23 protein-coding genes and 2 tRNA genes are annotated in these 19,989 nt (G+C 71.5%); 9 read left to right on the forward strand and 16 right to left on the reverse strand.

All coding sequences use genetic code 11. The annotated features are described in order from the left end of the window. The first annotated feature begins 153 nt into the window (after positions 1-153). Positions 154-555, forward strand: coding sequence for a phage holin family protein (locus tag EV386_RS13860; protein WP_242607972.1), 402 nt, complete (start codon positions 154-156; stop codon positions 553-555). On the opposite strand, the gene EV386_RS13865 is transcribed toward EV386_RS13860, so the two are convergent. Together EV386_RS13865 and EV386_RS13870 are read right to left on the reverse strand one after the other, a co-directional pair. Next, positions 521-2,491: a lipase family protein gene (locus tag EV386_RS13865; RefSeq protein ID WP_130415912.1), complete on the reverse strand. Its 1,971-nt coding sequence runs from the start codon at positions 2,489-2,491 to the stop codon at positions 521-523. The two genes, EV386_RS13860 and EV386_RS13865, sit on opposite strands and share 35 nt — an antisense overlap. Next, entirely contained in the window at positions 2,488-2,748 is a 261-nt protein-coding gene (locus EV386_RS13870; RefSeq protein ID WP_130415914.1) for a hypothetical protein, read from the reverse strand. Before EV386_RS13870 ends, EV386_RS13865 begins: the two co-directional genes overlap by 4 nt. Positions 2,749-3,001: 253 nt before the next feature. Here EV386_RS13870 and purB point away from each other — a divergent pair, with 253 nt between their 5' ends. Next, positions 3,002-4,480: an adenylosuccinate lyase gene (gene purB, locus EV386_RS13875; RefSeq protein ID WP_242607973.1), complete on the forward strand. Its 1,479-nt coding sequence runs from the start codon at positions 3,002-3,004 to the stop codon at positions 4,478-4,480. A gap of 16 nt (positions 4,481-4,496) precedes the next feature. Here the strand turns inward: purB and EV386_RS13880 are convergent, their stop codons facing one another. Together EV386_RS13880 and EV386_RS13885 are read right to left on the reverse strand one after the other, a co-directional pair. Continuing rightward, positions 4,497-4,922, reverse strand: a complete 426-nt coding sequence (locus EV386_RS13880; protein ID WP_130415916.1) for a helix-turn-helix domain-containing protein — start codon at positions 4,920-4,922, stop codon at positions 4,497-4,499. Positions 4,923-5,450: 528 nt separating this feature from the next. Beyond that, on the reverse strand, positions 5,451-5,969 hold the full coding sequence (locus EV386_RS13885) for an HAD domain-containing protein (RefSeq protein WP_130415918.1): 519 nt from the start codon (positions 5,967-5,969) through the stop codon (positions 5,451-5,453). A 388-nt stretch (positions 5,970-6,357) separates the two neighbouring features. Between EV386_RS13885 and EV386_RS13890 the strand changes: the two genes are divergently transcribed. Next, positions 6,358-7,626 (forward strand): hypothetical protein, encoded by a 1,269-nt coding sequence (locus EV386_RS13890; RefSeq protein ID WP_130415920.1) that lies wholly within the window; start codon positions 6,358-6,360, stop codon positions 7,624-7,626. A gap of 2 nt (positions 7,627-7,628) precedes the next feature. Beyond that, positions 7,629-7,976, forward strand: coding sequence for a hypothetical protein (locus EV386_RS13895; protein WP_130415922.1), 348 nt, complete (start codon positions 7,629-7,631; stop codon positions 7,974-7,976). Positions 7,977-8,125: 149 nt separating this feature from the next. On the opposite strand, the gene EV386_RS13900 is transcribed toward EV386_RS13895, so the two are convergent. After that, positions 8,126-8,686: a GNAT family N-acetyltransferase gene (locus EV386_RS13900; RefSeq protein ID WP_130415924.1), complete on the reverse strand. Its 561-nt coding sequence runs from the start codon at positions 8,684-8,686 to the stop codon at positions 8,126-8,128. A 155-nt stretch (positions 8,687-8,841) separates the two neighbouring features. Beyond that, positions 8,842-9,570 (reverse strand): hypothetical protein, encoded by a 729-nt coding sequence (locus EV386_RS13905; RefSeq protein ID WP_130415926.1) that lies wholly within the window; start codon positions 9,568-9,570, stop codon positions 8,842-8,844. 58 nt (positions 9,571-9,628) lie between these two features. Here EV386_RS13905 and EV386_RS13910 point away from each other — a divergent pair, with 58 nt between their 5' ends. The 3 genes from EV386_RS13910 (at position 9,629) to EV386_RS13915 (ending at position 10,505) form a co-directional block, all read left to right on the forward strand. Continuing rightward, positions 9,629-9,916 carry a hypothetical protein gene (locus EV386_RS13910; RefSeq protein ID WP_130415928.1) on the forward strand — a complete coding sequence of 96 codons (288 nt, stop codon included), beginning with the start codon at positions 9,629-9,631 and terminating at the stop codon, positions 9,914-9,916. Positions 9,917-10,135: 219 nt separating this feature from the next. Continuing rightward, a complete protein-coding gene (locus EV386_RS18860; protein WP_278025448.1) occupies positions 10,136-10,264 on the forward strand; it encodes a hypothetical protein in 129 nt (42 codons plus the stop codon). A 19-nt stretch (positions 10,265-10,283) separates the two neighbouring features. Further along, a complete protein-coding gene (locus EV386_RS13915; protein WP_130415930.1) occupies positions 10,284-10,505 on the forward strand; it encodes a hypothetical protein in 222 nt (73 codons plus the stop codon). Between the two features lie 3 nt (positions 10,506-10,508). On the opposite strand, the gene EV386_RS13920 is transcribed toward EV386_RS13915, so the two are convergent. From EV386_RS13920 to EV386_RS13950, 7 genes are all read right to left on the reverse strand, one after another. Beyond that, positions 10,509-11,123, reverse strand: a complete 615-nt coding sequence (locus tag EV386_RS13920) for a hypothetical protein (protein WP_130415932.1) — start codon at positions 11,121-11,123, stop codon at positions 10,509-10,511. 1 nt (position 11,124) lies between these two features. Next, a complete protein-coding gene (locus tag EV386_RS13925) occupies positions 11,125-11,580 on the reverse strand; it encodes a hypothetical protein (RefSeq protein WP_130415934.1) in 456 nt (151 codons plus the stop codon). 35 nt (positions 11,581-11,615) lie between these two features. Next, entirely contained in the window at positions 11,616-12,221 is a 606-nt protein-coding gene (locus EV386_RS13930; RefSeq protein ID WP_130415936.1) for a hypothetical protein, read from the reverse strand. 263 nt (positions 12,222-12,484) lie between these two features. Beyond that, positions 12,485-12,557: transfer RNA gene (locus EV386_RS13935), tRNA-Arg, on the reverse strand. A gap of 263 nt (positions 12,558-12,820) precedes the next feature. Further along, positions 12,821-12,912, reverse strand: a tRNA-Ser gene (locus EV386_RS13940). A gap of 67 nt (positions 12,913-12,979) precedes the next feature. Beyond that, positions 12,980-13,861 carry an EamA family transporter gene (locus EV386_RS13945; RefSeq protein WP_242607974.1) on the reverse strand — a complete coding sequence of 294 codons (882 nt, stop codon included), beginning with the start codon at positions 13,859-13,861 and terminating at the stop codon, positions 12,980-12,982. 13 nt (positions 13,862-13,874) lie between these two features. Next, entirely contained in the window at positions 13,875-14,798 is a 924-nt protein-coding gene (locus EV386_RS13950) for a Ppx/GppA phosphatase family protein (protein WP_130415940.1), read from the reverse strand. Between the two features lie 144 nt (positions 14,799-14,942). Between EV386_RS13950 and EV386_RS13955 the strand changes: the two genes are divergently transcribed. Then, positions 14,943-15,398, forward strand: coding sequence for a DUF805 domain-containing protein (locus EV386_RS13955; RefSeq protein ID WP_130415942.1), 456 nt, complete (start codon positions 14,943-14,945; stop codon positions 15,396-15,398). A gap of 87 nt (positions 15,399-15,485) precedes the next feature. Here the strand turns inward: EV386_RS13955 and EV386_RS13960 are convergent, their stop codons facing one another. From EV386_RS13960 to EV386_RS13970, 3 genes are all read right to left on the reverse strand, one after another. Then, positions 15,486-16,421, reverse strand: a complete 936-nt coding sequence (locus tag EV386_RS13960) for a carbohydrate ABC transporter permease (protein WP_130415944.1) — start codon at positions 16,419-16,421, stop codon at positions 15,486-15,488. Next, positions 16,418-17,407: a carbohydrate ABC transporter permease gene (locus EV386_RS13965; RefSeq protein WP_130415946.1), complete on the reverse strand. Its 990-nt coding sequence runs from the start codon at positions 17,405-17,407 to the stop codon at positions 16,418-16,420. Before EV386_RS13965 ends, EV386_RS13960 begins: the two co-directional genes overlap by 4 nt. A gap of 106 nt (positions 17,408-17,513) precedes the next feature. Beyond that, positions 17,514-18,902: an ABC transporter substrate-binding protein gene (locus EV386_RS13970; protein ID WP_130415948.1), complete on the reverse strand. Its 1,389-nt coding sequence runs from the start codon at positions 18,900-18,902 to the stop codon at positions 17,514-17,516. A 302-nt stretch (positions 18,903-19,204) separates the two neighbouring features. Here EV386_RS13970 and map point away from each other — a divergent pair, with 302 nt between their 5' ends. Next, on the forward strand, positions 19,205-19,984 hold the full coding sequence (map, locus tag EV386_RS13975) for a type I methionyl aminopeptidase (protein ID WP_130415950.1): 780 nt from the start codon (positions 19,205-19,207) through the stop codon (positions 19,982-19,984). Positions 19,985-19,989 lie beyond the last annotated feature (5 nt).

Consider the following 19,989-nt stretch of genomic DNA (forward strand, 5'->3'; position numbering starts at 1 on the left):
GGTGGGGCGGTCGGAGGCGGGGCGCTCAGAGGCGGGGCGGTCGGAGGCAGGGCGTGAGGCGGTCTCCACGGCGCCCAGCATGCCACGACAGATGGACTCGCCAGCGCCGTGATCAGCCACGCCGACGCCGCCCGGCGTGCCACGATGGCGCCTATGAACTTCGTCGTGCGCGTCCTGGTGACCGCCCTCGCCCTGTGGGTGACGAGCCTCGTCATCCCCTCGCACGTCGACATCGTCGACGACGGCACCCGGGGAGGGACGGTGCTGGCGGTGCTCGCCGTGGCGCTGGTCTTCAACCTGGTCAACCTCGTGGTCAAGCCGGTGGTCAAGGTGCTCTCGCTGCCGCTGTACCTGTTGACGCTCGGGCTGTTCACGCTCGTGGTCAACGCGTTCATGCTGTGGCTGACGGTGTGGATCACCGACAAGAGCTGGTTCGGCGACCAACCGTGGGGCCTCGACATCAACGGCGGCTTCTGGTGGTACGTGCTCGCCGCGCTGGTCATCGCGATCCTCCAGGTGGTCATCGGGGCGTTCGCCCCGAAGCGGCGGCACTGAGGCCGGGCGCCCCCTCCTGCTGCGGCACGGGCGGCACGGGCGGGCCGGGCGACGGCGACGGCGTCGGCCCAGGCGTGGGCCACTCGGGCTCACCCTCGACGCGCCGGAACGTGTAGAAGGAGGACCGCGCGGACGTCCCGTCCAAGACGGCCTCGATGCGGGTGAGCACGCCGTCGACCGGGACGTTGCCGCTCTCGGTCGCGATGCGCAGCGTGCGCAAGTGCGTCGCCAACCCGTGGGCCTGGGCGACGCTGCCGGACGCGGCCTGGTCCGCCGCGTCCGACGAGTCCATGAGCCGCCGCGTGACCGTCACCCGGTCCTTTGTCGTGGGGTTCTCCAGCCCGGAGTGTCCGTCGAGGTTGCTGACCAACTCCTCGTCGTTCTCCAGGTGCAGCACCGGCACACCGCGCGGCGCCGCAAAGGTGGCCGTCGGCGCGCCCGCCGTGACCAGCGCCGCGATGGGGTGCCTCGCGGTGAGCTCGGGTGACGAGGCGAACGCCATCGCCGCGATGCCGCCGAGGCTGTAGCCGACAAGCGCCACCGGCTCACCGTCCTGCGCCCCGGCCCGCGTGAGCGCCTCACCGATCGCCGCCGTGAACTGCGCGGCCCGACCGGCCATCAGATCAAGGTCGGTGACACCGTCGAACGGGTTGCCCTCGCTGACCAAGGCCTGCGTCCCCGGGATCAACACGGTCCACGTGACCGCGCCGTCGTCGTGCGTGACGCGCTCGACCACCATCGTCCCGGCGGGGACGTCAGCCGCCGAGCGCCCCGGCGCCGTCGAGCTCCCGGCGAGCTCGCTGAGGCGGCCGATCGCCTCCTCGACGCCGCCTGCCGGCGTCCGCGACCATGAGGGGCCGGGGCCCGGTACCTCGGTGACGCGCACGCGCGTCACCGGCTGCACGGCGCGGACCAGGGCCCTCAGCGAGCGCGTGCCTCCGCGGACGGACAGGTCACCGCGGGCCCACACAGGCGTGACGACCGCGACCCCGGCGGCGAACCCGCCGATCAGCTCGTCCGTCACCGGCGCGAACAAGCGGCTCAGGACCGCCGGGCCCTGCGACAGCCAGCCGCTCTCCGGCGACGGCTCGCCCCCCGCCTTCCCCGCTGGCGGCGCCTCGCCCGTTGCCTGCCGCTCCGGCGGCGCCTCGCCCGCTGCCTGGCCTGCCTTCGGCGCGTCCTGCGCCCCGCTCCCGGAGCGGGCGCCGCTTCCGTTCGAGGCCCCACCCACCGCCCCGAGACCGGCCGCCGCGCTCGGTGCGCCACTCGGCCACGGCGCCACGGTGTCGAGCCGCCCGGAGCCGGTCACCGGGGCGAGCACAGGGCCCAGCACGGGGCCCAGCACGGGGCCGAACGGCAAGGTCAGCGACCTCCTCACCGCGGCGCGCAGCCAGCCGGGCGCCGTCGCGTACGCCGTAAACGACAGCTTCTGAAGGTTCGTCGCCGCCACACCCGCGGTCACGGCGCGCACCGTCGGGGACAGCGAGACCGCAAGCCCCGCGGCAACGCCCAGGGCGCCGTAGGCGGCGCCGACCGCACGGTCGGCCATCGACTCGCCCTCCTCGTAGAGCCCGGCGGCGCGCAGCAGGCTCTGCGAGAGCAGGGCGCACCGTTCGGCGTCGCCGTCGAGCTGTCTCGCGACCTGATGCGCGTCGTCGGCGAGCGCGCGCAGTCGCGCCGGCTGCCCCGCATCGCACCAGCCCACGGCGCCCACCCCGGCGTCCAGGCTCGTGGGCGCCACGGTCGATCCGTCGAGCGTCTGCTGCCAGGCGGCTCGGTCGAACGCCTCCGCCGCCCTCGCCGCCCGCAGCGCGGCCGTCTTGAGCTGGTCGTGCGCGGCCCCGGCGTGCGCCGCCGCGCAGCGCACGACGTCGGCGTCGGCGGTCGCGAGCGCGCTGCCGCCCGTGACGCGCAGCGTGTCACGAGGGTCGCTCACCGCGACTCCAGCCGCTGGACGGCGAGGCTGACCGTGTCCAACGCCGTCGCGTCACGCCGGGCGGCGACGACGACGTCGGCGAGCCGCTCCCGGAACGCGTCGGCCGCGCGCGACCTCCACCCGAGGGCGCCCGCCCGCCCCAACTCGTCGAGCGCGGTCGCCAGCGCATCGCGCGCCGCGCGCAGTTCCGTGCCGGCGTCACGTCCGAACGCCAACCCCGGCTGCCACCCGGCGCCGCCCCCTGTCATTCCTGCCACGTGCCCCCTCCACCCCCTGACCGTCCGCGATGCTCGCCGACCTGCGCCCCACGCCAGACCGACGGCGCGACGCTAGGCGGCCGGCGGCAGCCGCCGTCGTGCGCTGCGGACGGCCTGTGCACAACCCCGGGCCACTGGTCGCTGGGGACCGAACCCGCGACCTGCCCCCTGGCCGGACGCCACCTCATTGAGCGCGCGCCCGACCCGCCAGGGGCACGCCGCCCGCCACGGGCGCCGTGGGAGAATTGCGCGCGTGACCTCCCCCGTGCCGCCCACGTCGACCACGTCCGCCCGCGTCTCCCTCGCCGACGTCACCCCGCCCATCGCGCTCGGACCGCTTGATGGGCGCTACCGCGCCGCCGTTGCGCCGCTGGTGGACCACCTGAGCGAGGCCGCGCTCAACCGGGCGCGCGTCCACGTCGAGGTCGAGTGGCTCATCACGCTGTGCAACGGCGTTCCGGGGGTCGCCTCGCCCGTGGTGCCCGGGGCGCCCGCGCTCAACGACGCCGAGGTCGCCTACCTGCGCACGATCCCCGCGACGTTCGGCGGTGACGAGATCGCCGAGCTCGCCGCCATCGAGCGCGAGACGGTCCACGACGTCAAGGCCGTCGAGTACTTCATCAAGCGCCGCATCGCTGCGGCGCCCGAGGCCCTGGGCACCACCGCGCTGCCCGCGGCCAGCGAGCTCGTGCACTTCGCCTGCACCAGCGAGGACATCAACAACCTCTCCTACGCGCTCATGGTCGCCGGGGCCATCCGCGACGTCTGGCTCCCGGCCGCCACCGCGCTGGCCGACCAGGTCGCCGATCTGGCCCGCGACCTCGCCGACGTCCCCATGCTCAGCCGCACCCACGGCCAGCCGGCCACGCCCACCACGCTCGGCAAGGAGCTCGCGGTGCTGTCCCACCGCCTGCGCCGCCAGCTGCGCCGCGTCGAGGGAGCCGAGTTCCTGGGCAAGCTCAACGGCGCCACGGGCACCTACGGCGCGCACGTCGTCGCCGTCCCGGGCGTGGACTGGCCCGCGGTCTCGCGCGCGTTCGTCGAGGGTCTGGGCCTGACGTGGAACCCGCTGACCACGCAGATCGAGTCGCACGACTGGCAGGCCGAGGTCTATGCCGACGTCGCGCGCTACAACCGCATCCTGCACAACCTCGCGACCGACGTGTGGACGTACATCTCGCTCGGGTTCTTCACGCAGATCCCCGTCGCCGGCGCCACCGGGTCCTCGACGATGCCGCACAAGGTCAACCCGATCCGGTTCGAGAACGCTGAGGCCAACCTCGAGATCTCGTGCTCGCTGCTCGACACGCTCGGCGCCACGCTCGTGACCAGCCGCCTGCAGCGCGACCTGACCGACTCGACCACGCAGCGCAACATCGGCCCCGCGTTCGGCCACTCGCTGCTCGCGATCGACAACGTGCGCCGCGGCCTGACCGCGCTGCACGCCAACGCCGAGCTCATGGCCGCCGACCTCGACCACAACTGGGAGGTGCTCGGCGAGCCCATCCAGTCCGCCATGCGCGCCGCGTCGGTGGCCGGCGTGCCCGGCATGGAGAACCCGTACGAGCGCCTCAAGGACCTCACGCGCGGCCAGCGCGTCGACGCCGCACGCCTGCGCGAGTTCGTCGGCGGCCTCGGCCTGCCCGACGACGTCGCCGAGCGCCTGCAGGCGCTCACCCCGGCGTCGTACACGGGGCTCGCCGCACGGCTGGTGGCCGACTACCTGGCCTGACCGGGACGCAACGGCGTCAGGAGCCGCCGTTGGGCCGCATCGGCATCCGGTAGACGACCTCGACGCCCGGGCGGCGGGCGAGCACCAGCCCGACGGCGGCGCGGTGCCACGACGCGGGCAGCGGCATCTCGCGCTCGCCCGCCTCGGCGACGTCGGCGTCGGTGCGCCACGTGAAGAGCCGCGGCTCGGTCATGCGGTCGAGCCGGGCGTGGAGCCGCTCGACGAGCGCCCCGTGGCGGGCGGCGAGGCGTTCGACCTCGACCCGGACGCCGTCGGGCACGGGGCGCACGCCGGACTCCCAGCGGTGCACCGAGCGCTCCGTCACGTCCAGGTGCGAGGCGAGCCATCGCGTCGTGAGTCCGAGACGCTCGCGCGTGCACCGCAGCGCGGCGCCCGACAGGCGCTCGCGTGTGCCCGTCAGCCTTCTCTGCGGCAGCCTCATGACCGGCCCCCGCCCTGGCTCGACACCCGCACGACGCCGCTGCCCGGCGGTCCCTGTCCCCCACCTGGTGCGTCCCTGGTCGCTGTCGCGCCAGGTGGGCCCAGGTGCGGGCTCCCGCGGAAATGTCGGGGATTTCGTCTCGTCATCGCGCGCCCTTCCGTCGTCGATCGCTCACGCCCGAGCGCGACGCCGACCACCGACGTCACGCAAGACACGGCTCGCAGCTCAGACCTGAGGCGGGCGCTCACGGCGCCGGCCCTCGCGGTCCGGGCTTGCGCCGGGACCAGGACGCCACTTCGTCAGGCCGCGTCGATGCGGCCAGTCGTTGCTCAGTTCGAGCGGTCGTGCGGGCGTCCCCAGACTCACCCCGGGATAGAGCGTCCGAGGCGAGTAGTGCAGGCGTCGATCACAGTACCAGGCACGGTCATCAAGACGGCGGGGCCGCTGACCAGGGCAATCGCTCTCGGGCGACGTGACGCAGGCTCGTTCAGCCCGCGCGGCCGCCGGGCTCTCACGCGGCGCTGGCGCTCAGGCGCGGAGGAACTCCTCGACGCGCGCGATCTGCCAGTCCTCCAATCCGGACGCGGCGAACGGCCGCAGCAGGAGGGCCTCCCCGGGCAGCGCCGCCAGGATCGCCCCCGAATGGGCGTCCAGCTCGTCGTCCACAAAGACGAACCGGTCGCCGGCCTGCGCTCGGATGACGGCGAGCTTCCACCAGTCCGGCTCCCACACCCTGCGGCCCGACCCGTCCGGGGGCGGATCCGCGGCGACCGGGAAGTCGCCCAGCCCGACGGCCGGCGCGAAGCGGGTGCGGGCGTGCCGCCCCCATGTCGTCAGCCAGCGCACCTGCGCGAGCCCGTCAGCGTGAACCCGGTTGAGGAAGTCGATCACTGTGGGCCGCACATGGATCGGGTAGACCTCGCGCGCTCCATCGCCCTCATCGACTGCCACGTCGTAGCGGACGTACTCGTCACGGTTCCTCGCGTTCGACTTCGGGAAGGCGTTGACGACTCCGTCGATGTCGAGGAACAGGATCGGCGCCGACATCGGGCCTCCTCGCCTGGGAACTCGTGCTCCTGCTCGGCCAACTCCTCGGCCCGCAGCGCTGCGTGCTTGGGCCCGTAAGCCTACGACGGCGGGGTGTTGTCACGGCACGCCTTCGACGCACTGCGTGGCTGGCCATGCGACAGCACGCGGCTGCGGACACGCGGGCGTGCTACGGAGCGGTCGCACAGGTGGTCGCGGTCCACGGCGGCGCCGACATCGGTGTGCGCAGACCTGTGCGTTCGCGATCGACTCAGTGCGATTCGTCGACGCAGCCCCCGGCCGCACAGTTTGCTGCGTGTCGAGCCCCAGGGTCCGGCAGCGCAGCAACCGGCCCCGTTCATGGATGGCTCGCTCTCACAACTGCTGCCCGACCCAAAGGAGTATTCGCATGGGACAGCTTCGTCGATGCGGACGCGACGGGGGACGAACCACCCTGATCGGCGTCGTCGCAGTATCGGCCCTGCTACTCGCCGGAGTGCCGACGGCCACCGCCGCCACACCGGGCACAGCTCCCGCCCCTGTCGCTGCGCAGGGTGAGGAGGTGATCGGCTCTGGACCGTCTGGCGACTCAGAGGCGATCGCTGCCGCAGCCGAGGGCTACGAATCAGGCGATCTGGCGGCAGCGGCCGAGCTCGCCAACTCGGCGAGCGCCGTCACCGCGGTCCGTCTGGGTGAGTCGGCTTCGCACGATGAGACGGCGACGGCCGCCACTGACGCCGGGACGGTTCGAGTCTCCGCTGACGGGCGTGTGACCGCTGACGCCGAGACAGGGCTCTCACTCACTGTTGACCTGGGCGCATCCGCCACAGACGTCCATTTGGTTGGCGGCGCCGTGGTCGCGTCGGAGGTGGCGCCGTCGACCGACATCGTCACCCGCGCCACCGGCGATGGCGTCCAACTCGTGGCGATCCTCGCAGATGCGGACGCCCCGAACGAGGTTGCGTTCCCGCTCGGCCTGCCCGACGACGCCGATTTGGTTCAGCAAGCCGACGGGTCGATCTCGGTGTTCGCTGACGTTCCGACGCAGGAGGCGTCGCCCGAGGACTTGGAGCGCCTCACCGCGGAGATCGACTCCATCATCGGTGACGCGGACTCCGAGGATGATCTCAGCGATGCGCAGTGGAAGCAGATCGCCCAACTCGCACCAGCCGAGGTCACGACGACCGTCGCGCGGCGACAAGTCGCCACGATCGAGCCCGCGTGGGCGCTCGACGCGCACGGCGAACACGTCGAGAGCCACTACGAGGTGACCGCCTCTGGCGTTGTCCAGGTCATCGACACCGACGCTCACACCGCATTCCCGGTCACCGCGGATCCCAACTGGGTGTGGTGGACATGGACCTCGGCTCAGTGCGTTGCGAATCTCGCGACGATCGTCTTCGGAGCCGCGAAGCTCGCAAACGTGGCCGTGAAGATCGGCAGCCTTGTCAAGAAGAGCGCCGCACTGAGCAGGGCAGTGAAGAGGATTGGCGGCGGCGCGGCGCTGATGAAATCAATCTACTTCGCCGCGAAGGGGTTCGTCGAGGGCAGGATCGGGAAGTACTTGACTCGCACCCAGTACCTCGTCCTCTCTGGAATGGCCTCGGCAACACTCGATCTCATAGGGGATGCCCTCGGAGTTGGCTCGTGTGTCTCGTTGGTGAAGGAGATGATGTAGACATGTTTGAGCTCACACTCCTCGTCCTCGGATCAGGTCTCCTGATTGGGACATGGGGAGTGGCGCTCTGGGGCAGCGCCAAGGGCACGTCACTCCTGGCTGACCTTCTCGCGATCGTCCTCGCATTCGGGATGCTGGCGTACCTCTGGTCGCCCGCGCCGACGCCGGTGGCCTGGGCACGGTCCCACGGGTGGATTGCCAGTGAGCCCGGGGGGCTCGCGGTGGCGGCGGGCGTCCTCGCCACGGCTGCGGTGGTCATCTTCATCGCCCGTCGCATTGGCCTGATCGAGGGCCTCGCCAAACGGCTGAGTCGCGCAGCGACGGGTGAGGAGGAAGAGCCACGACACTGAGTTGTGATCCGTGGGGAGCCGGGTGGTCCGGGGGACCTCCCGGCTCCCCCGGAACCGTACGAGGCCGTCTCCCGTCACACACTTCTTGCCGCCCTGGTCATCCCGGTGTTCCGCGGTGTTTCCGCTCCCGCGGGGCGGGTCGGCTCAGGTCAGCGTGCCACCAGACGACGGAGAACCTCGTCGTCCAGAACTCGGTCGCCGTAGACGAGCCGCACCGCCTCGGGGTTCGGGTTCCCGGCGTCAGGACCGCGCCAGGCGAGCGAGAGCCCGAGCTTCTCCGCCGTGCGCCGCGACGCAGTGTTGTGCTCGAGGAGAATCGCCGTGACCGGTGCACTGGGCTTGAGGCGGGCGGCGGCATCGAGCCCGGCCCGGGCGATCTCGACCGCGAATCCTTGCCCCTGCTGGGCGGGCGAGAGCCTGTAGTAGACGTTCCAGACACCTGTCGGGCGCAACCGGACCCCACCGATCCCCACGAACGCTCCGTCATCGAGCCGGCGTGCGGTCCAGTACCCCATCTCGTCCCGAGCCCAGTCCGCAAGGTATGCCTCGACGTCGACCGCTGTCCGCTCCCGAGTGCGGTGCCGTCCGCTCGGAAGGTGGGCCCACACCTCTGGGTCAGCATGGAGGACATGCAACTCGTCGAGATCCTCGGCGCGTACCGGACGCAGGTCGAGGCGTGATGAGGTCACGGTGGCGCTCGCGTCCGTCACGAGGTGAGCATACGAGACCGCCGCCTCGCGACTGACCGTCGGCTCTGCGGGACTCAACTCAATTCTCGTCCTCGTCCTCGTGCGGTAATGAGGCAGGCGTGCCCTGTGCACTGGCAGCGAACCGCGTCTCCCATGCCAGCCGCGCTTCCGCGTCGTCACGGGAGCGGGTCGTTCGAGTGCTCGCTCCCGTCCGCCATCTGTGCCCTCCCGGTCAGCCAGTCGCGTAGGGCGTCGTCATCGCGGCACGTGACGACTTGGACGAAACCCCGGTTGCCAGCGTGGTTTGGTGCGTGACGCAGGTGGTCGTTCCAGTCGAACGCGCACTGGCGGGCAGCCGAGACCAGGTTGCTGATCGCCTCGTCACGCGTAGCACCCGTGCCGACGACCGACGGGATGGTCCCGACGACGGCCACCCACTCGCCCTCGTGAAACACCTCGACGTCCGGATCGATGCTGGCGGCCTCTGGCTCGTAGACCGCGGCGACGGCTGGCGGGAGCGGGCCGACGGGCTCGGCTCGGTAGTACAGGTGCGAGGTGTGGCCCGCGTCGTCGTACGGGTCCCGCTGCCGCTCGACCCACACGTACCGGACCATGACGACGTCGCCGGTCTGCGCCACGCACGGAACGGTCAGGCCGACATGGACGTCTGCGGGCGCCGGTGAGGTCAGCAGGTGAGCCCCGCCCGGCTGGGGCCCTGGGACGTCGTACCTCTCGTCTGCGACCCACGGGCCGGTGACCTGCGCCAGGTAGAGGCCGTCGTCGGCCCACCCTGTCCGGTCGAACGCCTCGACAGCGTGCCGGTCGCACAGGTCCGCGCTGAACACCGCCCAGGTCTGGCCCAGGCGCCCGCACACCTCGCAGCGGGGATCGACCTCAAAGCCCATGACCGCATCCTCCCCGACACCTCGACGCGGCGCCCCGTCGCAGCGCACGGTGGCAGGCATGACCGAGAGGGACGGCCAGTGGGATTGGGACGCGCTGGCGGCGAAGACCTCCGACCTGAGCGACCCGGCCGTGATGGACGCTGCGTGGAGCGCAGAGGCGGACCGCCAGGCCACACTGCGCGCCGAAGCCCTCGAAGCGCGCGACGACCCCGCCGACCGAGCCGCGGCCCAGGCTCTCGCGGCCGAGAGGGGCGTCCCAGCCCCGTGGCCCGCGCAGCCGTCAGGCCCCGCGTACACCAGCGCCGAGGCCGACGAGATGCTCGACGACATGAAGGCCGACCACTGAGGGTCGCTGGCGCCTCGACCGGGCCTGCGCCGGGGAGGTCGCCGCAGGTCACAGCGTGTGTGGCCCACGTTAGGCGCGCCGTCGCCCGGATCGCCCCACTCACCTCACCCCCGCGGATTCTGACCCACGATTAGTGACGGAATCACAGTTGAGGTCGTCGAGGGTTGGGGCGCCCTGGCGCAGGAGCCAAGGGCAGACTGGGGGCCGACGCGGGGGTCCGTGGATGATTCGGGGTATGGCCGCCGCATCCGCCGCGCCGCCCTGGCCGCGCTGGACGACGACCTGACACGGCTGTGCGACGAGCCGGACGCCGCCGAGGTCGAGGAGGTCAGGGCGCTGCTGGCGTGAGGTGCGTCAGGATGGACGCATGCCCGAGCCGCGCACCGTCCGCCAGACCGTCACGCTCGACGTCACGTACGACGTCGTCACCGAGGCCGAGATCGCCGCCGACGTGGACGCGTGGATCGATCGCGTCGAGGAGGGGCACTGGCTGCTCATCGAGCGCCCCTCAGGGCACCACGTCGTCATGCGGCCGTACATGGTGGCGCTCGACGGGCCGCGGGGGCCGGTCGAGGATCAGACTGGCTGACGGCTACGCGTCCATGCCGAGCAGCGTCACCCGCGCACGCTCACAGAAGCCACAGCCGCACCGGGCGATCAGGGACCGCACCCGCTCGGCCGCCAGCCGCGCGTGCTCCATGCAGAGATCGGCGCCGCCCCACGGGTCGTCGCGCAGGTGCAGCATGACCTCGTTCTCGCGGTCACACCCGGTGACGTAGCAGCGGGTCGGGTCCGGCAAGGCCGAGCGCACCAGCACGCGGGCGGCGCGCTCCGAGACCTGCTCGATCGTGACCACCGGGGTGGTGCGCCACACCGTCGGAATGCCATCGCCGCGCAGGTCGAGCCACAAGACTGCGTCGGCGCCGACGCGCAGCCCGTCCCCTCGCTCGCCGGTCATCGAGTCGAGCCAGCCCGCCCCCAGCAGCGGCATCCACTCGCTGTCGCGCCGCAGCGTGGCGGCCAAGAACTCTCCGTCGACCGGGGTGGTGTCCGCGCGGGGTAGCCGCTGCACCCGTGGCGCGGTGTCCGGGTCCTGAGTGTCGATGAGGTGCCGGGAGCCTGACGCGGTCGTGACGAGCCACAGCCCCGGCTCGGACGTCGGGTCGAGGGACGTCACCGGGTGCGGGTCGGGCGGCAGGTCGGGCACCTCAGCCGTCCTGCCCGGGCTGCCGCGTCGCTCGGCTCGCCGCCCACGCGCCACGTCTGCGGGTGGCGGCCAGTTGCCAGTCGGCGTGGGCCTCGCGCTCGGCCGCCTCGTACTCGGCGACCTTCTCCTCGGGCGTGCGTCCGACCGGCGGCTGGTGGACGGGCGCGGCCAGGACGTCGGCGGCCGCCAGCACGGCGTCGACGTAGTGGCGGTCCGTGACGACGTCATCCGTGACCATGCTCGCCTTGGTGCGCCCCGAGGCGACCCACACCCTGTCGACGGCCGCTCGCGCCGCAGCGATCAGGGCGCGCAGGTCGTCGTCCGAGAGCCCCTCGGCGTCGTAGCCGACATGGTGGCGGACGTAGCCGACGCGCCCCTGGTCGTCCTCGCCGCGCAGGTCGTCGAGGATCACCCCGTCGATCGTCTGCCCCTCCCAGGTCGTCTCGCGCTCGCTCATGCGCACAGCCTGCCGCACCACGCCGACGTGACGCGTCACCCGTGCGCCAGCGCCTTCCGACCCCGCGCGGTCGCGGTCGCCAGGCACCCGAGCCAGATGTCGGTGGTCTGCGCCGTGGCGACGCCATGGCCGTTGAGCCTCACGCCCAGGTCGCGGATCGTGTCGACGAGCGCCGCCCTCTGCCCCTGGGTCAGGGCGTCCCCGCCGAACGGCAGGAAGAGCGCTCGGTAGGCGGCGGCGAAGTCCTCGTCGGCCTCCATCGCGGGAGTCCAGCGGGCCGCAAGCCACGCGAAGGGACCAAGCCGCCGCATCGGTCGACGCCCGGCGAGCGCGCCCATGACCCGGCGGGCCTCCCTCGCCGACGCGGCGGACACCGCGCCCCTCGCGACCGGCGCGGTCCCGCGGAGCCACGCGGCCTGCTCGAAAAGCGTCGCGACTTTCGCCTGCGGCGAGGTCTTGAACGCGCGTCGCGGGCGATCGACGGGCAGGTAGTCGTCGTGGCCGACGATGCCGACGGCGAGGTACTTGGCCGCGTACCGAGACCCGGTGTCTACGGCGTCGTCGGCCGTGTCGTGGACCTCGTCGAGCCACTCGGGGTGGCGCGCCAGATATTCGGCCCGCAGCGCGCTGGCGGAGGCCACGTCTCGCGCGCCGCTGCGGGTGCTTTCGCCGGGTTGGCTGTGCTGGCGATGGGGCGACTGGGACGGGCCATGTCTGCTCTACGGGGCCGTGCAAAAGCCTGCGAACCGGACGCGTTCCGTCGGTTGGCAGGGGCCGTGCCCGAGTCAAAATGGGGCGCAAAACGGGGCATTCGCGAGGCGCAGCCTCTCTCGCTCGCGAGACCTCAGAACATGAAGAAGGCCCCTGACCTGGGCTTTCGCCTGATCAGGGGCCTTGCATTCGGTGCGCTCGAAGGGATTCGAACCCCCAACCTTCTGATCCGTAGTCAGATGCTCTATCCGTTGAGCTACGAGCGCGTGGCCGACGATCCGAAGCAGCGCCCCGGGTGACCGGCCGTCGAGAACACTACAACGAGTCGGCGGTGATCCCCAAACTGTGCCCGGGGTTCGTGACGCAGCACACGGCGCGGGGCGGGCATGGCGGGCTGGTGGTTCGACAGGCTCAACCACCGGACCGGGCCCACAACCACCGGGCCGGGCGACAACCCCGGGACCGGGGGCACTCCCACCGCCGGCGGGCAACAGAAAAGGCCCCGGGCTCTGGGCTGCCGGGACCTTCCTGGCGGAGACGGAGGGATTTGAACCCTCGAACGGATTGCTCCGTTACCACCTTAGCAGGGTGGCGCACTAGACCTGACTATGCGACGTCTCCTCGCGAAGGCTGTAGCCACCGCGACCGCCAGGGTACCCGGAACCGGACGCCGGAACCAAAGCGCTGGTCACGCGCGTGCCGTCATGACGATCGCCCCCGACACCAGTGCGAGCCCGACGACCTCTCCCCAGCTCGGCGCCTGGCGCAGCACCACGGCGCCGACGACGACGGCGGTGGCGGGCAGCAGCGCGGTGAGCACCGCGAAGGTGGCCGTCCCCACGCGGCGCAGCACCACCTGGTCGAGCACGTACGGCGCCACGGAGGAGCACAGCGCCACGACGAGCAGGAACGCGAGCACGCGCGGGTGCGCGACGACGTCGGGCGCGGTGTGGCCCCAGACGGGCGCGAAGGCGAGCGCGCCGGCCACCATGCCGACGGCCAGTGAGTCGATGCCGGCGCCGGCGCCGGCGACCCGCTTGCCCAGCACGATGTATCCCGCCCAGCAGGCTGCGGCGACCGCGATGGCCGCGAGCCCGGTGACGGCGTCGTCGTGCGGGATGCCTGACTCCAGCGTGACGCCGGCGAGCAGCACGACGCCGGCCGAGGCGACGAGGATGGCGGCGCGCTCGCGCCAGCCGCGCCCGGTCACGGCGGCGACCGCGACGGGCCCGGAGAACTCGATCGCGACGGCGACTCCCAGCGGCAGGTGGTCGATGCCGATGTAGAAGGCGACGTTCATCGCGGCAAGCACGACGCCGAAGGCCGCCGCCCAAGCGAGCTCGCGCCCCGTCCAGCGCCGCCGCCACGGGCGCCGCCACGCGACGAGCACGACGGCGGCCAGCACGATGCGCCACCACCCGACGGCGGGCGCGTCGAGCGTGTCGAACAGTCCGACGGCCACGGCCGCTCCGACGTAGAGCGTGAGCCCGGAAACCAGGAACAGCGCGGGCGCGGGGACCCGGCCGGCCGTGGCGGCGACCGCCCGGACTCCCGGGCGGCCCCGGCTCACAGGAGGCCCCGGCTCACAGGTTCTCAAGGTGCCGCAGGATCGCGCCCTCGCGCAGCGCCCACGGGCAGATCTCGACCTCATCGACCTTGAGCGCGCGCATGGCCTCCTGGGCGACGACCGCTCCGGCGACGATCTGCCGCGCGCGCCGCGGCCCGATGCCCGGCAGCACGGTGCGGTCGGTCGAGGACAGGCGCGCCAGGCGCGGCGTCCAGTCCTCCAGGTGGGCCAACCGCATCCGGTAGCGCTGCCCGGCGCCGAGCACCTCGCGAGGCATGCCGGCCAGGCGGGCGAGCGAGCGGAACGTCTTGGACGTCGCGACGGCGTGGTCGCCGGCGAGCGTCGCCCCGGCGCTGAGCGCCCCGCCGAGCGTGTGGCGCACGTGCTCGCGCAGTGCGGCGACGTCGGCGCCGGCGGGCGGGTCGGCCTCCCACAGGAACTGGCGCGTCATGCGCCCCGCGCCGAGCGGGACGGACAGCGCGACGTCGGGCTCCTCGTCGGTGCCCGCGGCGATCTCGAGCGAGCCGCCGCCGATGTCGAGCAGCAGCAGCCGCCCAGCGCCCCAGCCGTACCAGCGGCGCGCGGCGAGGAACGTCAGGCGCGCCTCGTCGACGCCCGCGAGCACCTCGATGGGCACACCCACCCGCTCGGTGAGCATGTCGAGCACCTGCGGGCCGTTGGCCGCCTCGCGCACCGCCGACGTCGCGATGGCGAGCGTCGCCTCGACGCCCTGCTCGCGCCCGACGGCGGTGGCGCGCGTCACCGCGGTGTCGAGCGCCGCGACGCCCTCGTCCGAGATGGAGCCGTCGGGCTCGAGGTAGCGCATGAGGCGCACCTCGAACGACTCGGACGCGGCGGGCACGGGGCGGGCCCCGCGCGCGGCGTCGAGCACGGCCACGTGGACGGTGTTGGACCCGATGTCGATGACTCCCAGGCGCACGGGCCCACGCTAGCGCCGAGATCGCCCCTTGACCTGGTGGTCGTCCGCGCGTCACGCGCCGCGCGCAGTGCGGCGCCGTGGTCGGCGTCGCGCACGACGACGGTACTTTCCGCCTGCCACTGGCCACGACTCCAAGGAGGGCTCATGTCCCTGATCAGCGCTGTCACGTCCGTTCTTCGCAACTATGCGACCTTCACCGGTCGCGCCCGTCGCTCCGAGTACTGGTGGTTCGCCCTGGCGTTGGGCGTCGTCGGCTCGGCGCTCACCGTGGTGCTGACCGGGGTCGCCGCCAAGTCGATCGACCTGGAGGCCGGCACGATCGGCAGTGGCTACTTCGTGGCCATGGTCCCGCTGTGGATCTGCAGCCTGGGGGTGCTCCTGCCGTCGCTCGCGGTGACCGTGCGCCGTCTGCACGACACCGACCGCGCGGGCTTCTGGATCCTGATCACGCTCGTCCCGATCGTCGGGGCGCTCGTCCTGCTCGTGATCCTCGCGACGCCGGGCCAGCGCGCGCCGAACCGGTTCGGGCCGGATCCCCAGGCCGAGAGCCTGGCGGACCTGCCCCCGGTGGGCGACCCGGCCGGCTTCCCGGGCGCCTGATCCACCCGCCGTTCGGTCGCGCGGACGCGCGACAGCGGGGCCGCGCCATCGTCGGCGCGGCCCCGCCGTCGTGCGTCGTGCGTCGCCTTACCCCTTGACCGAGCCCGCCAGGAGCCCGCGCACGAAGTAGCGCTGAAGCGACAGGAACACGACGAGCGGCACGATCATCATGATGAACGCGCCGGCCGACAGCAGATGCCACGCGCCGCCGCGGGTTCCGGACAACTCGGCGACGCGCACCGTCAGCGGCGCCACGTCGGGCGAACCGCCGACGAACACCAGCGCCACGAGCAGGTCGTTCCAGACCCACAGGAACTGGAAGATGCCGAACGCCGCGATCGCCGGGATCATCAGCGGGAACACGACCCGGAAGAAGACCTGAACGTGTCCGGCGCCGTCGACGGTCGCCGCCTCGACCAGCGAACGCGGGATGTCCTTCATGAAATTGTGCAGCAAGAAGGTCGCCAGCGGCAGCGCGAAGATCGAGTGCGACAGCCACACCGTCCAGAACGACCCGGCCAAGCCCCAGTTCACGAACTGGCGCAGCAGCGGGATCATCGTGACCTGGATGGGCACCACCTGGAGCGCGAACACGAAGACGAACAGCCAGTCGCGCCCTTTGAAGTCGATCCAGGCGAACGCGTACGCGGCCAGCAGCGCGACGGCGATCGGAATGACGACGCTCGGCAGCGTGATGACGATCGAGTTGACGAAGAACTGCGCCAGGTTCGTCGAGCTGCCGTGGAGGGCGGCGTCGTAGTTGTCCCACGTGAACCGGGCGTCACCGGTGAACAGGTCGCCGAAGACGGTCCACCAACCACTGCGTCCGATGTCGATCTGCTTGCGGAACGACGTGATGAACAGGCCGGCGGTCGGCAGCGTCCACAGAATCGCCAGGATGATGGCGATACCTGAGGCCCACGGGTTCGACAGGCGGCGGCGGGCCTTTCCCGCGCGTTGGCCGAGGGTCGAGGCGGCAGATGTCGTGCCCGCTTTCGAGCCGGTTGACGGGATCGCGGTCATCGGACCTCCTCCGACAGGCGTAGCTGGCGAACGTTGTAGGCGATGATCGGGATCACCAGGACGAACAGCAGCACCGCGAGCGCGGCGCCGAGCCCGGAGTTGAAGGCGCGGAATGACTGGTTGTAGAACTCGAGTGCGACCACCGACGTGCCGAAGTTGCCGGCCGTCATGGTGCGCACGATGTCGAAGACCTTGAGCGTCGCGATGGCGATGGTGGTCAGCACGACGACGAGCGTCGGGCGGATGCTCGGAATGGTGATGAAGCGGAACATCCCCAGCCCCGAGAGCCCGTCGAGCCGCGCCGCCTCGACGATGTCGTCCGGGATGGCTTTGATCGCGGCCGACAGCAACGTCATCGCGAAGCCGGTCTGGATCCAGATGAGGACGACGATGAGGAAGAACGTGTTCCAGGGCTGGTCGATGAGGAACTGCTGTGGCGGGATGCCGAGCCACACCAGCACTTGGTTGAGCAGCCCGACCTGCTGGATGCCCTGCTGGTCGGGACGGAACTCGTAGACGAACCGCCAGATGATCGAGGCGCCCACCATCGAGATCGCCATCGGCAGGAAGATCAGCGCCTTCGCGAACCGCTCGAACCGGCTGCGGTCGACGACGACCGCGTACACGAGGCCGATGACGGTGGCCAGGACGGGCACGACGATGACCCAGATCGCGGTGTTGCGCAGCACCAACAGGAACTGCGCGTCGGTCAGGGCGGTGACGTAGTTGTCGAGCCCGACGAACCGAGTGCCGTCGCGGTTCAAGAACGAGTTGCGGATCGTGTCGATGGCCGGGTAGACGAGGCCGAATCCGAGGCCCAGCATCGGCAGGCCGAGGAACCCGAGGACCAGCATCCATTTGCGGGGGTTCTTCGGCCTGTCGACGAGGAACAGGATCAGGGCGACGACGCCGATGAACAGCACGATCGCGAACAGCATGAGCGTGAACTTCTGAGCCGGGCTGCCGGCCGCGGTGAGCCAGTCCATGACTCTCCCTCCTGAAGCGCGAACGGGGACACGTGCGGCCGAGGGCCGCGCCGTCCGGGGATGCTTCTCGGCTCCCCGGACGGCGTCGGCCCTGGTCCCGTGCTGGTCAGTCGGAAGGCCAGCCGTTCTCGATCTGGTCGACGACCTGCTGCGTGGACTGGCCCGTCAGCCAGTTCACGATGCCGGTCCAGAACGAGCCCGCGCCGACCTCGGAGGGCATCGCGTCAGACGCGTCGTACCCGGCGACGGTCGTCGGGTCGGTCAGCACCTGGTAGACGTACCGGTCGAAGTCGTTGGCCAGCAGCGACGGGTCGAGGTTCTTGTTCGCGCTGACCCAGCCGCCGCCCGGCGTGCTCTTGGCCTTGACGTTGGACCAGTCGGTGCTGGCCAGGTAGGTCTGGAACGCCTGGACCTCGGGCTTGTCGTTGAACGCCGCGATGAACGGGCCGGCCACCAAGGTGGGCCGCTCGTCCTGCGTCATCGCGGGCAGGTAGAACGCCCACACGTCGCCGTCCTCGGCGACGTTGGTGCCCTCGGGCCACTGCGCGGCGTAGAAGTTGGCGGCGCGGTGCAGCCAGCAGGTGCCGTTGAGGATGCCCTGACCGGCGTCGGTCCACGGCGTCGTCGCGATCGAGCGCACGTCGCCCAGCCCGGCGTTGACCAGCTCCGGGTTCTTGAGGATCTTGCCGGCCTCGTCCCACGCCTCGACGATCTTGGGGTCGTTGAACGGGATCTCGTGCTCGATCCACTGGTTGTAGACGTCCGGTCCCGCCACGCGCAGCACCATGTCCTCGATGAAGTCGGTGCCCGGCCAACCGGTCGCGTCACCCGACTCGACACCGGCGCACCACGGCGGGCCGCCGGCGTCGCTCGCGATCTGGTCGCTCAGGGCGAGCAGGTCGTCCCAGGTCTGGGGGACCTCGTACCCGGCGTCGGCGAACGCCGTGGGGGAGTACCAGACGAACGACTTCACGTTGGCGTCATATGGAGCGGCGTAGAACGTGCCGTCGACCGTGCCGTACTCCTTCCACTCGGGCGAGAAGTTCGCGTCGACCTCCTCCTCGACGGCCTGGGGCGCTGGGGTGACCGCGTCGAACTGCCGCACGAGCGTGCGCAGCATGCCCGGCTGGTTGATGATCGCGATGTCTGGCGGGTTGCCGGCCTGGATGCGCACGGGCAGTTGCGCCTCGAACTCGCGTGACGGCTCGTAGTTGATCTCGACGCCGGTGCACTCGGTGAACGGCTTGTAGGAGTCGATGTGCGCCTGCGACTCGGGGTCGACGATCGAGGTGTAGACGTGAACGGTCTTGCCGCTGATGTCGCCGAACTGCTCGTACGGCGCGCAGTCGATCTCGGGGGCTGCGCCGGTCTCCTCGCCTCCACCCCCGCCGTCGTCGCTGCTGCAGGCGGCAAGAGCGAGCGCCACGACGGCGAGGCTCGCACCCGCCGCGAGCGTCCGACGACGATGGCGAGCGCTCGTTGCTTTGCGTGTCATGATCAGTCCTTTCGGTCCGTCTGTAGCCACGGCGATCCTGAGGGCGACGTGAGATACACCACCCTCCGGAACCACCTGACCGCTACCTGTGCGGTCGCGCAACCGCACTCCTCCACCAATAGCCGCTTTGTGTGGCTTGCGACCGGTCTGTGACCGAGTCGCAACCTGTGCGTCCGCTGGGAGTTGCATGTGGCGCGGGGTGTGGCGTGGGCTTGTGGCGCTCGTGGCGCCCTTGCGACGCGCGAACCGTAGGATCACACCGGCAGACTGGACCCGTGCGCTGGTGGAGGAAGAGGACCCCGATGATCGAGCTGAGGACCCCGCAGGAGATCGAGCAGATGCGACCTGCGGGCCGGTTCGTGGCCGACGTCCTGCTCGCCTGCCGCGACGCCGCCAAGCCGGGCATGAACCTGCTCGAACTCGACGCCCTGGCCCATCGGATGATCAAGGACCGCGGCGCGACGTCCTGCTACATCGACTACCACCCGTCGTTCGGCGCGATGCCGTTCGGCAAGGTCATCTGCACGTCGGTCAACGACGCGGTGCTGCACGGCCTGCCCCACGACTACGTTCTGCGTGACGGCGACCTGCTCTCGATCGACTTCGCGGCGTCGGTGGACGGGTGGGTCTCGGACTCCGCGCTGTCCGTCGTCGTCGGACAGGCGCCCGACGCCGACCGCCTGGCCGCCGACCAGAAGCTGATCCGCACCACCGAACAGGCGCTGGAGGCCGGCATCGCGGCGGCGACCGTGGGGCACAAGATCGGCGACATCTCCGCGGCGATCGCGCAGGTGGCGCACGCCGCGGGCTACGACATCAACACCGACTTCGGCGGGCACGGCGTCGGACGCACCATGCACGGCGACCCGCACGTGCCCAACGACGGGCGCCCCGGGCGCGGGTTCCCGCTCAAGCCGGGCCTGGTCATCGCCGTCGAGCCGTGGTTCCTGGAGACCACCGACGAGATCTACACCGACCCCGACGGCTGGACGCTGCGCTCGGCCGACGGCTCACGCGGCGCGCACTCCGAGCACACCATCGCCATCACCGAGGACGGCCCGGTCATCCTGACCGCCCGCTGACCCGC

The sequence above is a fragment of the Xylanimonas ulmi genome, assembly GCF_004216535.1.
GTDB classification, from domain to species: Bacteria; Actinomycetota; Actinomycetes; order Actinomycetales; family Cellulomonadaceae; genus Xylanimonas; species Xylanimonas ulmi.

Bases quoted from the DNA above. Each gene is read 5' to 3' on its own strand.
- EV386_RS13860 (WP_242607972.1), top strand. From the start codon at position 154: ATGAACTTCGTCGTGCGCGTCCTGGTGACCGCCCTCGCCCTGTGGGTG.
- EV386_RS13880 (WP_130415916.1), bottom strand. From the start codon at position 4,922: ATGAGGCTGCCGCAGAGAAGGCTGACGGGCACACGCGAGCGCCTGTCG.
- EV386_RS13885 (WP_130415918.1), bottom strand. From the start codon at position 5,969: ATGTCGGCGCCGATCCTGTTCCTCGACATCGACGGAGTCGTCAACGCC.
- EV386_RS13890 (WP_130415920.1), top strand. From the start codon at position 6,358: ATGGGACAGCTTCGTCGATGCGGACGCGACGGGGGACGAACCACCCTG.
- EV386_RS13895 (WP_130415922.1), top strand. From the start codon at position 7,629: ATGTTTGAGCTCACACTCCTCGTCCTCGGATCAGGTCTCCTGATTGGG.
- EV386_RS13905 (WP_130415926.1), bottom strand. From the start codon at position 9,570: ATGGGCTTTGAGGTCGATCCCCGCTGCGAGGTGTGCGGGCGCCTGGGC.
- EV386_RS13910 (WP_130415928.1), top strand. From the start codon at position 9,629: ATGACCGAGAGGGACGGCCAGTGGGATTGGGACGCGCTGGCGGCGAAG.
- EV386_RS13915 (WP_130415930.1), top strand. From the start codon at position 10,284: ATGCCCGAGCCGCGCACCGTCCGCCAGACCGTCACGCTCGACGTCACG.
- EV386_RS13925 (WP_130415934.1), bottom strand. From the start codon at position 11,580: ATGAGCGAGCGCGAGACGACCTGGGAGGGGCAGACGATCGACGGGGTG.
- EV386_RS13955 (WP_130415942.1), top strand. From the start codon at position 14,943: ATGTCCCTGATCAGCGCTGTCACGTCCGTTCTTCGCAACTATGCGACC.
- EV386_RS13960 (WP_130415944.1), bottom strand. From the start codon at position 16,421: ATGACCGCGATCCCGTCAACCGGCTCGAAAGCGGGCACGACATCTGCC.
- EV386_RS13965 (WP_130415946.1), bottom strand. From the start codon at position 17,407: ATGGACTGGCTCACCGCGGCCGGCAGCCCGGCTCAGAAGTTCACGCTC.
- EV386_RS13970 (WP_130415948.1), bottom strand. From the start codon at position 18,902: ATGACACGCAAAGCAACGAGCGCTCGCCATCGTCGTCGGACGCTCGCG.
- map (WP_130415950.1), top strand. From the start codon at position 19,205: ATGATCGAGCTGAGGACCCCGCAGGAGATCGAGCAGATGCGACCTGCG.